The organism is Proteiniphilum sp., from assembly GCF_034927365.1.
Taxonomy (GTDB): domain Bacteria; phylum Bacteroidota; class Bacteroidia; order Bacteroidales; family Dysgonomonadaceae; genus Proteiniphilum.
The window spans coordinates 61,488-76,166 of the sequence record NZ_JAYFQD010000021.1; the positions used below are offsets into that span (position 1 = coordinate 61,488).

The window sequence follows — 14,679 nt, forward strand, 5'->3', positions numbered from 1 at the left end:
AATGACAATTATCAATAACAATATGACACACGACCGCATTTTAAAACACTTCATTCAACTGTTCGCACTGGTATTCATCGGGATGACCATCGCCTGTTCCAACCTGGAAGACGATGTCAATCAATTAAAGACAGAAGTAAACACGCTAAAGGAGGCCGTCAGTGAACTGAAGAAAGCCCAGGAGGCATCCAAGACCATCAAAGAAGTAAAAAAGCTGACCGATGCACAGGGATGGAGCTTAATCTTTACAGATGGAACCACAATCCGTCTGGAGGACACCATCTCGATCAAGCAAGACGAAAAAACAAAAGTCATCACCATCACTATGCCGGATGGGACATTGTTCACTTTCGACATGGAGATGATCCGCCCTACAGGGATAGTTGTGCTGGATAACAAGATCACGCTATCCCCCAATTCCATCTATAGCCTGGAATTTAGGGTAAACCCTTCCAATGCGGTATTCAGCTATAACACGGAAGGTAAAGATGCGGCCATCCAGTTGGACCTGATAAAATCGACCCGAAGCGTGGCCGATTCATACGTTACTACTCCTGAATTGTATAAGCTGAGAAGAATAGAACCCGCTACCGATAAAGAAGGTAAGACAAAAGCAGGGCAATATGTTGCCTATATTCAGGATAATGGATCACTCAGGACTTACAATGAAAAGGTAGCGTTGGTATTGACCACGAAAGATAAAACGGGGAAACCCGTACAATACTCCTCCGAACTGTTTGAAGTAACCTCGGGCGGATTACCGATGCTCTACCTTACAACTCCCGGTGGCAAACCGATTACCAGTAAGGATGATTGGATGGCAGATTGTATCATAGATCTCAAAAACTCCGAAGGAGAAGATATTCTCCATTTCTCCGACGTTTCCTTAAGGGGGAGGGGTAACTCCACCTGGAGTTATCCCAAAAAGCCTTACGCCATTAAATTGGACAAGAAGGCGGAGATCCTTGGTATGCCGGCACATAAGCGTTGGGTACTGCTCGCAAACTGGATGGACAGAACCCTATTACGAAACAGTGTCGCTTTTGAAGTGGCAAGAAAAACCGGCCTGGCATATACCCCAAGGGGTACTTTCGTGGAGGTCGTATTAAACGGAACATACCTGGGTAATTATTATCTCTGTGAGCAGATCAAAATCGACCAGGAAAGGGTTAACATTACCGAAATGAAGAAGACACAGACACAGGAACCGGAAATAACCGGCGGTTATCTGGTGGAATTGGACACCTATTACGATGAGATTAATAAATTCAGGACTGCCCGCAAAAAACTACCGGTCAACATCAAAGAACCGGATGAAGAAGTTTTGAATAGCCAGCAAAAGAGCTACATTGAAAATTATTTCAATAAGATAGAAGACATTCTCTATGCCTCAAACGAGTTATCAACTTATAAGGATTATATAGACACCGATAGTTTTATCGACTGGTGGTTGGTACATGAATTGACAGGCAACGGAGAACCGAACCATCCCAAAAGCAGTTATATGCATAAGGACCGTAACGGGAAATTAAAGGCTGGACCCATATGGGATTTCGACTGGGGCACATTTACACCAGGCTCCAACAGCTTCAAGGCAAACAAATCGATCTGGTATGATATGCTCTTTGAAGATCCTGCTTTCAAAGCAAGGGTAAAGGAACGATGGACCTCCTTAAAACCCGGATTTCAAACGATATTACCCTTTATCGACGAGCAGGCGGCATACATCCGTCAATCAGCCATCGTAAGCAATAACATGTGGCCCATCACCCAAAATGTGAACGGAGACGAACAGATGTTTTTCGACGATGCGGTAAAACGTTTAAGGGATGCATACGAACAACGTATCAGCACTTTAGACCGTCTTATCGGCAATCTCTGAACAATTCATATCATGTTTGTTCCAGTAAATCAATAAGATATTTGGGACTTAAATTCATACTGCTTCTACATGTATAGAAAGTTCAAGGGTATGACTATCGTCCGGTATTGGTTCTCCGCGGTCTGTCAATTCATCGATATATAATTCCACTGCCTCGTAACGAATTAGCAGATATAGCGTTCATTACGCTCTGTTTTGCTTAGTTTGGCAAACACACGATAGGATACTCTCTTTTGAGCACCTATAAATAGTATGTGTTTGCGAGAAAAGTTACTTTTTTTTCAGCAAACAATATCCAACCACTCCGCCTATAATCGATGCGGTAAAGATACCAATTTTAGCCTGAATCAAAAGTGTCGGATCAGTAAAAGCGAGAGTTGTAATAAACATAGACATTGTAAACCCGATAGCTGCAAGGAATCCGATACCTAACAACTTTCTTTTTGTCATGCCGATTGGTGGCGTGGCTATTTTCAACTTGATTAGTACGATTGAAGTCCCAACCACTCCGATCACTTTACCGAGCAATAGCCCCAATGCTACGCCTAATGCCACATTTGTAGAGAATAAAACAGCAAAATTAACATCGCCAAACGATACTCCGGCATTGGCTAAAGCGAATATAGGCATGATTATAAAAGCGACGAGCGGGTGCATAGCATGTTCCAATCTTTGAAGCGGAGGAATAGCCGAATTAGTATCCTCCTTTATGCGGTCAAGAATATGTACTTGCTCATTTTCCAATGTGCGGTTATCATTGGGATCTGCTTCTTTGAAACGCCTTAGCAGCTTACTAATACGAGCGATGTAAGTGTTTTCATTTATGCGGGAATCGGCAGGAATCATAAAGGCAGCCAATACCGCAGCGATGGTAGCGTGAACTCCAGAGAGTAGAAATGCCATCCATACGCCACCGATTCCCAACACGGCATAGAATATTACATTTTTCACGCCCATTTTATTTGTAATGAACATAGCCAAAACAAAGCCCAATCCTATTACAAGGCTCAAAATAGATATGTCGGATGTGTAAAAAAAAGCTATCACCAATACCGCCCCTAAATCATCGACAATAGCTAAAGCGGTAAGAAAAACTTTAATAGAAAGAGGTACTTTATTTCCCAATAGATATAATACGCCGAGTGCAAAAGCTATGTCAGTAGCCATTGGAATACCCCATCCTTTAGCTGCTGGCTCGGCAGAGTTAAAAAACAAATAAATCAATGCGGGCACGACCATTCCGCCAATAGCTGCACCAATCGGTAAAATTGCTTTGCGGATGTTGGATAATTCGCCTGCTATAAATTCTCTTTTTAGCTCCAACCCGACCACAAAGAAAAACATCGCCATCAGTCCGTCATTTATCCAATGATAAAGATCAAAATTCAGATACGATTTATCGTTTACGGTAAATCCGATTTTTTGCTCGAAGAAATAAAAATATTGTGCAGCCCAAGGCGAGTTTGCCAAAAAGAGAGCAATAATAACACTAATGCCAAGAACGATTCCTCCCGATTTTTCATGTCGGATAAATCTTTGCACATGCATTATAACTTGATTGTTTACCCTGTTTTTATATTGACTATTCATAATTACCGATTAAATAATAAGCAGACAAAGGTACGGAAAATAGAAGATTTTTTTTAAAAACATATATTTATTGCCTTCGTAAATATCTGTGATATTATTTGAAAGAGATGGTAATAATTGCTCTTCAAAAAATATTTTTCATTATTTTCAAGGGCATTTTGTTCGGTTAAGTCAAACCGATGATAATCTAAAATAAACTTCTAACTAAAAAGCAGAATTAAGCAGAGTGTAGCGAATTGGCTGGCAGAGCGTTCGTTACACTCTGTTTTGATTTGTTTGGCAACAGATCAAAAAGCAAATTTAAGAGGAACAGCGCAGGAGTTCAGTTACTATCCCGTTACCAGATAATGGAAGCAAATAGACCATTATCCGGTTCTTATTCAGCGCATTGCGTATTTTTTCATAGTGTCGAATAACTCAATGATAACTAATTTTGTAACCAGAAAAAACATTGAGTTATGAGGTCAACATTCAAGGTCTTATTTTACGTGAAGAAAGGGAGCGAGAAGCCCAACGGGAACCTGCCTTTGATGTGCTGTCTTACGGTAGACGGCGAAGCAAAACAGTTCAGCTGCAAAATGAATATTCCGCTCCAGCTGTGGGATGTGAAGAATAATCGTGCATCGGGAAAGAGTGTCGAAGCGCAGAAAATCAACGTTACAGTCGATAGAATTAGGGTAGAAGTCAACTGCCGCTATCAGGAACTAATGCAGACGGACGGCTATGTTACCGCCGCCAAGTTGAAAAACGCCTACCTTGGCATCGGGGTAAAACAGGAAACGCTATTAAAGTTGTTCGAACAGCACAACGCCGAATTTCAGAAGAAAGTAGGTTACAGTCGGGCGCAAGGCACATTCTCCCGCTACCGCACTGTCTATAAGCACGTCCGAGATTTCCTCTCCCTCACCTATCACAGGGAAGATATACCGCTCAAAGAGCTGAACCTGACATTTATCAACGATTTCGAATACTTCCTGCGGGAAGAGAAGAAATGCCGTACCAATACCGTATGGGGATATATGATTGTGCTGAAACATATCATTTCCGTAGCACGGAACACGGGTTTACTGCCGTTCAACCCCTTTGCGGGATATATCAACAGTCCCGAAAGCGTGGACAGGGTTATCTTACAGCAGAAGAAATCCAAACGCTAATAGAGGCTCCAGTGAAAAACAAAACATACGAACTGGTGCGCGACCTTTTCGTGTTTTCGATTTTTACGGGCTTGTCGTATGCGGACGTGAAAAACCTTACAACAGACAATCTGCAAACATTCTTCGATGGTAACCTATGGATTATTACCCGTAGGCAGAAGACCATATCCGCAACTGGATGCGTAATCGCAATACCCTTGAGTTTCTTGGTGCTTGGGAGATGTTGCACAACCCCGCCTTTAAAGGTGTCGAATTCGACACCTTTTTGCACGAGGCTGGAGCCAACCGTTTTAATATGACACCCCGCAAATGGATTGAGGCGACCGATGCCATTAGTGTGATTTCCCAAGCGGGGCGAAACGGTGGAACTTACGCCCACAAAGATATTGCGTTTGAATTCGGGTCGTGGCTCAGCCCGGTGTTTAAACTCTATTTGATTACCGAATATCAGCGGCTTAAAGAGGTTGAAAACAATCCGATGCTCGGCGAATGGAATGTAAAACGGGTGCTTAGTAAAGTGAATTATACGCTTCACACTGATGCTGTCCGTGATTTTATCATTCCAAAAATTGATGTTGAACATGAGAAGGCATACGCCTACGCAGATGAAGCCGATATGCTAAACCTCGCTTTATGGGCTTGTACAGCAAAGCAATGGCGGGAGGCAAATCCCGAAAACGCAAAGAAAGGTTTGAATATACGTGATACGGCAAGTATTAACGAATTGGTTGTCTTGGCAAATCTTGAATCGTTTAACGCAGAACTTTTGAAACGTGATATGGACAAATCTACCCGATACACCTGTCTGCACGAAATGGCAGAGCGGCAACTGACACGCCTCAATGCCATAGACGCAGAAAAAGGATGTGGAGTTTCAAAAATATTACTTACTTTTGGCAATGAGTTATTTGACAGTATAGCACCGCAAAACGCTGAAAATAGCACGGTTACTAACTCGTTACCTCTAAAATTCAAAAACTCTGCTAAAGGTTTATTTTTCAATCGGTTAAGTCAAACCGATGATAATCTAAAATAGTTTATCACCAATTATTTGACTGAACAATTGTAATTTACGGGTTGTTAAAGGGAAAAGAACCGCTCCGCAACGGTAGCGGCACGATCAACAAATCACAGCTCTATGAACTATCTGAAATTTACAACCCTTTTTTTGTCGGCCTTTGTGCTGATGTCTGCTTCCTGTGAAGCACAGAAAGTTACTGAAGAAGAACCGCAGGTGGGAACACTACCGCCGGTAGAGACCAATCAACCCAACAACCCCGACTTCAAACCGGCATTCGAGGGACAGACCCGCGTTGGTGGCGTAAAAACCACCACTCCCTACGAAGCGAGTGTTATCGCCGACGGATTAAATAAGCCCTGGGGAGTGACTGTACTACCCGACGGCCGGCTGGCCATCACCGAGAAAGGGGGTACCCTGCGTATCGCCACTACTGACGGTACAGTAAGCAACCCTATCACCGGCTTTCCTGCCGTGGACGACCGGAGCCAGGGAGGATTACTGGATGTGGCGCCCGCCCCTGATTTTGGCAGTAGCAGGATGCTTTACTTCTCCTTTGCCGAACGTACTCCGCAAGGTTCTCTCACTGCCGTGGGCAAAGGAAGGCTCTCCGGCGATGAAACCAAAATAGAGGATTTCCGTATCATCTACCGTGCTATCCCCTATTTCGACAACAGCATGCACTTCGGCAGCCGCCTCCTGTTCGATGAGAACGGCCATATATTCGTCACCACCGGTGAACGGTCCGACCTGGCCACCCGCCCCAATGCACAAAAACTCAATACCGCCCACGGTAAGGTGATACATATCACTACCGAAGGTGAACCCGTGCCGGGTAACCCTTTTATCGGTACCGAAGGAGTGCTGCCTGAGATCTACAGCTATGGACACCGTAACCCGCAAGGCCTCGATATCCATCCTGCCACCGGTGAACTCTGGCTCAGTGAGATGGGTCCACGTGGCGGCGATGAGGTCAACCTCGTCAAACCGGGTAAAAACTACGGCTGGCCGACCATCACCTATGGCATCGAGTACAATGGTAATATTGTCGGTGAAGGGATCACCCAAAAAGAGGGTATGGAACAACCGGTCTACTACTGGGATCCTGTTTTCTCCCCCAGCGGCATGGCATTCTATAGCTCCAATGCGATCCCCGAATGGCAAAACAACCTCTTTATTGGCGGGCTTAACAGCAAACACATTGTCCGGCTTGTCATCAAAGACAATAAAGTTGTAGGTGAAGAGCGACTGCTCGCCAATGAAGGGCAACGTTTCCGCGATGTGGCCGACGGAAAAGACGGTGCGCTCTATGCCGTAACCGATGAGGGGCGGTTATACCGTATCGGAGCGAAATGAGTAGCCGATCATCCAGTAAATGCCGAACCGGTCTTTAAAACTTCCGAAGTAATCACCCCAGAACATATCCTCCATCGGCATTTCTATCTCACCACCAGCCGACAGTCCATTGAACAGCTTATCTGCTTCTTCACGACTGTCGGCTGTGATGTAGATATAGTTGCTATTACCCTGCTGAAAAGGATTGCCCATACCGGGAATCACATCCGATCCCATCAGGAGATTATTGCCCAGTTGCAATGAAACATGCATTACATAGTCCTTATAAGCCTCGGGCACATCCATCCCTTCCATATCTCCCATTCGCATGACTCCATTCAACTCCCCGCCAAATACGGATTTGTAAAAATTAAAAGCCTCTTCGCATGTACCGTCAAAATTGAGGTACGGATCTAATTTAACCATGATTTTTAAATGTTTTTTGTTATTAATTTCTCAATTCCAGGGATTAACCTGTTCAATAACTCTTCTGCTTCAATCGCATTGCCTGAAGAGCCGCATTTATTGCTTCTTTCGCTGTGGGGTAAACAAATTCATAGCCTGCATCAATCACTTTTTGGGATGAGATGCGGCTGCCATAAAGGATCATATCGGCCGCCTGGCCCACAAAGAGCCGGAGCAGGAATGCCGGGATAGGCGGCAGAAAGAAAGGCCGCTTCATCTCTCTTGCCAGCCTTCTCATAAACTCTGCATTGGTTGTGAATTCAGGAGCGACTGCGTTGTATACACCCTGCATCGAACTCTCCTCAACCGCTCTTACATAAAGGCGGCAAAGATCGTCAATATGGATCCAACTCAGATACTGTCTGCCGGAACCGAGTGGTGCTCCCAATCCGAAACGTGTGGGCAACATCATTCTAGTGAAAGCCTCACTCTCTTTAGAGATCACAAATGCAGTACGCATCACTGCCGTACGCACACCCAACTCATCCTGGAACCTGAAAGCTTCGGCTTCCCATTTACGACAGGTACGACTCAAAAAATCATTCTGTCCGGGATTATCCTCCTCCAAAAATATCCTCTCCCACGTCTCCAGTCCATAGAATCCGATCGCCGAAGCCGAGATGAATGCTTCCGGCTTTTTGTCCATTCCTTTCAACGTCTCCAACAGCAACCTGGCCGTCTGCACCCGGCTCTCGACAATCTTCTGTTTCTTCAACCGCGTCCAGGAGCCCTCGCCCAGATTCGACCCCGCCAGATGAATAATCACATCAGCCTGTTCAAGTGCCTCCTTGTCGATCTCACCTTTCCGGTAATCCCATCGATAGCGGGGGATCTGCGCTTTCACAAACCGTTCACGGCTCAACCAAATAACCTTATATCCCTTCTCGATGAGCAAATCCGTTAACCTTCTACTCACCATTCCCGATCCGCCTGTAATCAAAATCGTCTTCATTGGTTGCTATTCATTGAGAATCATTGAAAATAGAAAAATCACACTTCAGTATATAAACAAAAAAGGAAAACAATTGTTGCCCTCCCCTTGATACAATCGAACATAATCTATTTAAACAATTCATGCGCTGCAACTGTTATTCAATAAATAATATTAATATAACAGACATAGTTATGCAAACTATTTATCACTCTGCCAGTTCCCGCGGTTATGCCGATCATGGCTGGCTACGTACCGCACATACATTCAGTTTTGCCAATTATTTCAATCGTGCGCGGATGCATTTTGGCGTACTTCGTGTAATCAATGATGATTATATAGAAGGAGGGGAAGGTTTCGGCACACACCCCCACAACGACATGGAAATTATTACCATACCGCTGAAGGGCGATTTGGAACATCGCGATAGTATGGGTAACGGGGGTATAATCCGGGATGGCGATATACAGGTAATGTCTGCCGGGAGAGGAGTAACCCACAGTGAGTTCAATGCGAATGGCGATCGCCCTGTCGAGCTGTTACAGATATGGGTTATCCCCCGTGAGACAGGGGTTACGCCTCGTTACGAGCAAATGCATATAGCCGATTTTGCCAGGCCCAACGATTTCCAGCAAATTATTTCGCCTTACCAGGGTGAGGAGGGGCTATGGATTCATCAGGATGCCTGGTTCCATCTGGCACATTTCGACAAAAGCGTATCAAAAGAATACAATCTCAAGGAACAGGGAAACGGCGTCTATATATTCGTCATTCGGGGAAAAGCAAAGGTAGGCGGACAGATACTGAACGAGAGGGATGGTTATGGTATCTGGGATACCAACCATTTCCCTCTCGAAGCATTAGAAAATTCGGAAATTCTCTTAATGGAGATTCCAATGGAACTCCCGAAGTAAAATTTTCATATGAGACAGGTCACCTCCTGTTCATCGCGATCATGATGTAGTAAAGCAGTGTCGCCAGAGAGCCAACCGCAGCTACCACGTAAGTGTATCCCGCCCACCTCAGGGCGTCTACCGCCTGATTATGGTTGCTGGAGTCGGTAATTCCGGCACTGCTAAGCCAACGCAGTGCACGGTTGGTAGCATCCTTTTCCACCGGCAGGGTGATAAAGCTGAAGAGTGTGGAAAGGGCGAACATCGCAATCCCGAACCAAAGAAGCATCGGGAACGTCTGTACCATGATAATACCCAGCAGGATCACCCACATCACCCATTTGGAGGTGGATGAGACAATCGGCACCAGTGCCGACCGCATTTTCAACGGTGCATATTCAGTGGCGTGCTGAATGGCATGTCCCGTTTCGTGTGCTGCTACCGCGGCGGCGGCCACACTATATGAGCCATACACCGGCTCACTTAAATTGATAGTCTTGTTCAGCGGGTTATAGTGGTCGGTCAACTGCCCTCTCACCGAGATCACCTGCACGTCGTAGATCCCGTTATCGTGCAGCATCTTCTCCGCCACCTCTTTCCCGGTCATTCCATTACGGAGGGGAATTTTTGAATACTTCTTAAATCGACCCTGCAGCATGCCCTGTACGATCCAGCCGGCCACTGCAATTGCAATAAATATAATCCAGATTGTTGCCATTAGTTATTGTATGAAATCTTTTCTTGTTATCAGTTTACATTGTAGGCTTAAAACATCCCAACTCAATCAAAAGTTCACAGGAGAACACAACCCATCGAGTAAACTCTTCTCTTATTACAAACAAAAACCATGCCTAAATCGGATAAAATCATAAAATTGAGAAATAAATAAGCAATAAAAAAGCGCCCGGGAAAGGCGCTCTTATGAAATTTCCGGTAAAGGAACGGATTATCTGATGATCGTCTGTGCACGGTCGGGACCGAGAGAGACAATAGTAACGGGTACTTCCAGTTCTGTTTCCAAAAAGGAGAGATAGTTATTGAATTCTTCGGGGAATTCGTCTTCCGACTGCATCTTTGTCATATTGGTCTGCCATCCGGGAAGTTCCACATAAACCGGCTCAACTCCATCGGCGATGTCATAAGGCAGATCTTCTGTCTCCACACCGTTCACCTTATAGGCGACACAGGCCTTGATCGTCTCGAAACTATCCAACACATCACTTTTCATCATCACCAGCTTGGTGACTCCGTTCAGCATGATCGTGTAACGCAACGCCACCAGGTCGATCCATCCGCAGCGGCGCGGCCTTCCTGTCACCGAACCATATTCATTCCCGTTATCGCGGAGTAACTGGCCGTCGGCATCGAACAGTTCCGTGGGGAAAGGGCCGCTGCCCACACGGGTACAATAGGCCTTGAAGATACCGTATACCTCGCCGATCTTACCAGGGGCCACCCCCAGACCACTGCAGGCTCCGGCACAGATGGTGTTGGACGAAGTGACAAAAGGATAGGAGCCGAAGTCGATATCCAGCAGCGATCCCTGCGCCCCTTCGGCCAGTACCGAGCCTCCCGACGCCAGGTGCTTGTTGATGAAATGTTCACTGTCGATAATTGTGAACTCCTTCATCTTTTCAACCCCATCAAACCATTGCTTTTCGAGTGCAGCCAGATCATATTCAAACTGGTAATGGTCGAGTTGTTCCTTGTGGCGCAGCACCGCGTTGCGGTATTTTTCCTCGAAGTTATGGAACAGGTCGCCCACCCTCAAGCCATGGCGGCCGATCTTATCGGTATAAGTGGGGCCTATTCCGCGTCCCGTCGTACCGATCCTGGCATTGCCCATGGCCTTTTCCGAAGCTGCGTCCAGCAACCGGTGCGTGGGCAGGATCAGGTGCGCTTTCTTGGAGATGAAGAGCCTGTCGGTGAGAGTATGTCCGGAAGCCTCCAAGGCTTCGACCTCCAGTTTAAAGAGCGCGGGATCGATCACCACCCCGTTCCCGATAATATTTACCTTACCTTCCTGAAAGATACCCGACGGGATCGATTTCAGGACATATTTTTCACCTTCAAATTCCAGTGTATGCCCGGCGTTGGGGCCACCCTGAAACCGTGCTACCACCTCATATTGCGGAGTAAGCACATCTACCACTTTTCCTTTGCCTTCGTCGCCCCATTGGAGCCCTAAGAGTACATCAACCTTCATTTTATATCGTCAGTTAAGTTATTTTTTATCCCGTTTACCACTCTTTTTTGCTGCTTGGCTTCATTCTTGTGTTCCAGCTTCTTCAATTCCATACGCTTGGCATGGATACACTTGCTGCAAGTACCGTAGATATAAGTACTGTAATAGCTCACTTTGAACTTCCTGATCTTCTTGAGCTGTGCCGTCGTCAGCAGGTCACCCGTCATCTCGCGTACCTCTCCGCAGGTGGTGCAGATAAGGTGATCGTGGTTCTCGTTACCGTAAGCCCTCTCATACTTCGATATATTGGCTCCGAACTGGTGTTTCACCACCAACCCGCAGTCGAGCAACAATTGAATGGTGTTATATAGTGTGGCGCGGCTCACCCGGAAATTCACCTCGATCATGGAATTATAGAGTGAATCCATATCGAAATGTCCTCGTGAAGAATAAATATGATCCAGAATTGCGAACCGTTCGGGTGTTTTTCTGTGCTTATGAAGTGTGAGATACTCCATAAACTCGGTTTTTACCTGTTGCTTCAATTTTTGAGCGGCATCCATAGCTACAAAATTATTCTTTTTTTTCTGATTTCCGCTTCTTTTTTATTATAAATTCGGAATTCCACCTTCCCACTTTCCCACTTTCCCACTTTCCCACACCTGTCCACCTATCCACCTATCCACCCAATCACTTCTCAATAGCCGAATGATAAAAAAAGACAGGCACACACGGCACACTTTCGTTCCGGTAGGCATCCGAGGTGGTAATGTAGTAGTAGTACGCCTTATCGTTCTCCTCTGCCCTATAGCGGAACTGCGGTTCACGTAATCCTACCGCTATCAGCTTTTCGGCCCGGTCGAGACTAAGCGTATCGGTCTCGCTCCGGTAGACATTATAAGTCACTCTGGCCGATCCTTTCCCTTCCCAGGAGAGTTCAAACAAGCCCTCTTCATTCTTTTCCGCCCTCAAGTCGTTCGGACTATCGGGAATGGTATCACTTAACCATGTCATGGGGGGTAATTTCGCGGGATATCTGTAATAGCTACCCAATTCCCGCAGGATCCCTTTCGTATTGGAGAGCACGTTCTCCGCGCGGAAATAGGCCTGTCCGTGCACCTCCTTGTCACGGGTATAATCCACCTGGTTCAGGATATCACGGTGCGACCAGCCCAGTTCGATCATCTGGTAAGCGCCCAACCCGGGCACCACGATCCGTCCGTTGTTATGATTCAACCAATCGTCGACAAAAGGATAAAAGAGTCTCTCCTTATAATACATCATCGGGTAGATGGCGTCATGCTTACCCATCATCATCCACTTGCCGGCATCCTGCGATACTGTCTCCAGTGCGGTCCACCCTACACCATTGCCTGCCAATGTCCGATACCGTCCGAGCGGGGCGCTGCTCACCTGTACCCACGGCTTCACCGACTTCACAATGTCGTAAATCCTTGTTACGAAACGGGTTATATTATCCCTGCGCCACTCATCCCTCGTTTTGCCTTTGCCGTACAGCCTGTACATCCCATCGTCGGGAAAACGTCCCCGGTTGTCGGGATAACGGATATAGTCGAAATGGATCCCGTCCACATCATAGCCCGTCACGATCTCTTGTACGATCGAAACCAGGTAGTCGTCGGTACGCGGATTTCCCGGGTCGAGGAACCACTCCTTCTGGAATTGTTTGGTGATGGATGGATTTTTCTTCGTGACCGACTGAGCTCCCAGGCTACGCACATGAGTGTTATTTCCCAATGGATAGGTGACCACCCAGGCATGGCATGCCAATCCCCGTTTGTGACATTCTTCCACTACAAAGGCCAGTGGATCGAACGGCGGCTGTCCCGGCCCGGCAGGGGCGATGAGCGACATCATCGGCTCGATACGGGAACGGTAAAGCACCTCTCCCCTGCCCCTCACCTGAAATAACACTGTATTGAAGTTATGGCTTTTCAGGCTATCCAATATCTCAATCAGCTCCCTCTTCTGCACTTCAAGGCTGGTGCGGTTACGCGGCCAATCCAGGCCGTAGTTGGTAGTCAACCAGACTGCCCTCACCTCTGTTGCCGGCGGCTCGGACGCAAATAGCCCGGTTATCCCGGTCATAAGTAAAATCAGCAGGAAAAATATCTTATGCATAGAAAGTTTGAGTACCCAATAGTCGTTAGCAGGCAGTTTTACTATTTTCCGGGCACAAATATAGTGAAAGCTGGGAGAAAAGCCAAACTTGGATCTACTTTATTCATCAATATCCCCCGGCTTGCATATTAATGAAAAAAGTACTATTTTCGGGAACATAAAACGATGAACTAAAAATCAAGTATGAACGAAAAGAGATGGCTGGCAGCCTATGTGAAGATGCATCACGAGAAGAAGGTGCGCGACCGGCTCACGGCGATGGGCATTGAGAGCTTCCTGCCGGTGCAGGTGGAACTGCGTCAGTGGAGCGACCGGAAGAAAAAGGTAGAGCGGGTACTCATCCCGATGATGATTTTCGTACATGTCGATATGGCGGAACAACGTGAAGTCATAACCCTCCCGTCAATACTGCATTATCTGACACTACGCGGAGAACACCGGCCGGCAGAGATACCCGAAGAACAGATGGATCGTTTCCGTTTCATGCTCGACTATTCCGATAGCGAAGTGAACTTCAATACCGACGATTTACAACCCGGTGAAAAAGTGCGGGTGATCAAAGGCCCTCTTTCCGGACTCGAGGGAGAATTGATGACCATCGAAGGCAAATCCCGGATCGCCATCCGCATCCATCAGTTGGGTTGTGCCGTGGTGGAGATGAGTGCTTCCATGGTAGAAAAAAAAGTATCCTCCGACCTGTCGCAGTAAACATTTATTAAAAAAATCAATTTTTTCTATAATATTTTTCCTATAAAAATGAATTAATATTCTAATTATTACCTTATATTTGTACTCAGAGTTAGGTGGTTCCGATATACAGCCTCACGAGAAGATAGAACATGTAGGATATTGGAAAAGAAAAAAAAAGTTTTCGGAACCACCACGGTATTTATTCTCTTTAAAAGAGATTGTATTATTTGGTTGGAAAAAGAATAGTCTCAATTTACACAATTAAAACTTGTATCATGTTCGATTTTATTAAATTCTTGTTTTTTTCGGAAAACAAGGCTGTTTATCGGGCCATTGCTCGTGAAAACCATGTCGGAGCGTTTCGCGTATATCGGCTGGCCCACGGCAAAAGGGC

Annotated in this window: 12 protein-coding genes and 1 pseudogene; 6 read left to right on the forward strand and 7 right to left on the reverse strand. The window is 46.1% G+C overall.

Annotated features, from left to right (window positions below; all coding sequences use genetic code 11):
• Position 1: 1 nt before the first annotated feature.
• Positions 2 to 1,882, forward strand: a complete 1,881-nt coding sequence (locus VB073_RS13475; protein ID WP_323404709.1) for a CotH kinase family protein — start codon at positions 2 to 4, stop codon at positions 1,880 to 1,882.
• Between the two features lie 270 nt (positions 1,883 to 2,152).
• Here VB073_RS13475 and nhaA read toward each other — a convergent pair whose 3' ends face one another.
• Entirely contained in the window at positions 2,153 to 3,472 is a 1,320-nt protein-coding gene (nhaA, locus tag VB073_RS13480) for a Na+/H+ antiporter NhaA (protein ID WP_323404710.1), read from the reverse strand.
• A gap of 458 nt (positions 3,473 to 3,930) precedes the next feature.
• Here nhaA and VB073_RS13485 point away from each other — a divergent pair.
• The 3 genes and pseudogenes from VB073_RS13485 to VB073_RS13495 all read left to right on the forward strand — a co-directional run.
• Positions 3,931 to 4,790 (forward strand): annotated as a pseudogene (locus VB073_RS13485) (site-specific integrase); the annotation flags it as partial.
• Between the two features lie 14 nt (positions 4,791 to 4,804).
• Positions 4,805 to 5,662, forward strand: a complete 858-nt coding sequence (locus tag VB073_RS13490) for a KilA-N domain-containing protein (RefSeq protein ID WP_323404711.1) — start codon at positions 4,805 to 4,807, stop codon at positions 5,660 to 5,662.
• Positions 5,663 to 5,764: 102 nt separating this feature from the next.
• Positions 5,765 to 7,000, forward strand: coding sequence for a PQQ-dependent sugar dehydrogenase (locus tag VB073_RS13495; RefSeq protein WP_323404712.1), 1,236 nt, complete (start codon positions 5,765 to 5,767; stop codon positions 6,998 to 7,000).
• Here VB073_RS13495 and VB073_RS13500 read toward each other — a convergent pair.
• Together VB073_RS13500 and VB073_RS13505 are read right to left on the reverse strand one after the other, a co-directional pair.
• Positions 6,977 to 7,405, reverse strand: a complete 429-nt coding sequence (locus VB073_RS13500; RefSeq protein ID WP_323404713.1) for a VOC family protein — start codon at positions 7,403 to 7,405, stop codon at positions 6,977 to 6,979. The genes VB073_RS13495 and VB073_RS13500 overlap by 24 nt on opposite strands.
• Before the next feature lie 52 nt (positions 7,406 to 7,457).
• The gene (locus VB073_RS13505; RefSeq protein ID WP_323404714.1) at positions 7,458 to 8,396 is read right to left on the reverse strand and encodes a TIGR01777 family oxidoreductase; all 939 of its coding nucleotides are present in this window, start codon (positions 8,394 to 8,396) and stop codon (positions 7,458 to 7,460) included.
• Positions 8,397 to 8,569: 173 nt separating this feature from the next.
• On the opposite strand from VB073_RS13505, the gene VB073_RS13510 reads away from it, so the two are divergent.
• A complete protein-coding gene (locus tag VB073_RS13510; RefSeq protein ID WP_323404715.1) occupies positions 8,570 to 9,289 on the forward strand; it encodes a pirin family protein in 720 nt (239 codons plus the stop codon).
• A 19-nt stretch (positions 9,290 to 9,308) separates the two neighbouring features.
• Here VB073_RS13510 and VB073_RS13515 read toward each other — a convergent pair whose 3' ends face one another.
• From VB073_RS13515 to VB073_RS13530, 4 genes are all read right to left on the reverse strand, one after another.
• Entirely contained in the window at positions 9,309 to 9,986 is a 678-nt protein-coding gene (locus tag VB073_RS13515; protein WP_323404716.1) for a zinc metallopeptidase, read from the reverse strand.
• 228 nt (positions 9,987 to 10,214) lie between these two features.
• Positions 10,215 to 11,474 carry an adenylosuccinate synthase gene (locus tag VB073_RS13520; protein ID WP_323404717.1) on the reverse strand — a complete coding sequence of 420 codons (1,260 nt, stop codon included), beginning with the start codon at positions 11,472 to 11,474 and terminating at the stop codon, positions 10,215 to 10,217.
• Positions 11,471 to 12,016, reverse strand: coding sequence for a transcriptional repressor (locus tag VB073_RS13525; protein WP_323404718.1), 546 nt, complete (start codon positions 12,014 to 12,016; stop codon positions 11,471 to 11,473). Before VB073_RS13525 ends, VB073_RS13520 begins: the two co-directional genes overlap by 4 nt.
• A gap of 127 nt (positions 12,017 to 12,143) precedes the next feature.
• Entirely contained in the window at positions 12,144 to 13,595 is a 1,452-nt protein-coding gene (locus tag VB073_RS13530; RefSeq protein WP_323404719.1) for a glycoside hydrolase family 10 protein, read from the reverse strand.
• Between the two features lie 183 nt (positions 13,596 to 13,778).
• Between VB073_RS13530 and VB073_RS13535 the strand changes: the two genes are divergently transcribed.
• Positions 13,779 to 14,303 (forward strand): UpxY family transcription antiterminator, encoded by a 525-nt coding sequence (locus tag VB073_RS13535; RefSeq protein WP_323404720.1) that lies wholly within the window; start codon positions 13,779 to 13,781, stop codon positions 14,301 to 14,303.
• The last annotated feature ends 376 nt before the right edge of the window (positions 14,304 to 14,679 follow it).

Coding starts and splice junctions, on each gene's coding strand:
- nhaA (WP_323404710.1), bottom strand. CDS start 3,472: ATGAATAGTCAATATAAAAACAGGGTAAACAATCAAGTTATAATGCAT.
- VB073_RS13515 (WP_323404716.1), bottom strand. CDS start 9,986: ATGGCAACAATCTGGATTATATTTATTGCAATTGCAGTGGCCGGCTGG.
- VB073_RS13530 (WP_323404719.1), bottom strand. CDS start 13,595: ATGCATAAGATATTTTTCCTGCTGATTTTACTTATGACCGGGATAACC.
- VB073_RS13520 (WP_323404717.1), bottom strand. CDS start 11,474: ATGAAGGTTGATGTACTCTTAGGGCTCCAATGGGGCGACGAAGGCAAA.
- VB073_RS13535 (WP_323404720.1), top strand. CDS start 13,779: ATGAACGAAAAGAGATGGCTGGCAGCCTATGTGAAGATGCATCACGAG.
- VB073_RS13490 (WP_323404711.1), top strand. CDS start 4,805: ATGCGTAATCGCAATACCCTTGAGTTTCTTGGTGCTTGGGAGATGTTG.
- VB073_RS13505 (WP_323404714.1), bottom strand. CDS start 8,396: ATGAAGACGATTTTGATTACAGGCGGATCGGGAATGGTGAGTAGAAGG.
- VB073_RS13495 (WP_323404712.1), top strand. CDS start 5,765: ATGAACTATCTGAAATTTACAACCCTTTTTTTGTCGGCCTTTGTGCTG.
- VB073_RS13525 (WP_323404718.1), bottom strand. CDS start 12,016: ATGGATGCCGCTCAAAAATTGAAGCAACAGGTAAAAACCGAGTTTATG.
- VB073_RS13475 (WP_323404709.1), top strand. CDS start 2: ATGACAATTATCAATAACAATATGACACACGACCGCATTTTAAAACAC.
- VB073_RS13510 (WP_323404715.1), top strand. CDS start 8,570: ATGCAAACTATTTATCACTCTGCCAGTTCCCGCGGTTATGCCGATCAT.
- VB073_RS13500 (WP_323404713.1), bottom strand. CDS start 7,405: ATGGTTAAATTAGATCCGTACCTCAATTTTGACGGTACATGCGAAGAG.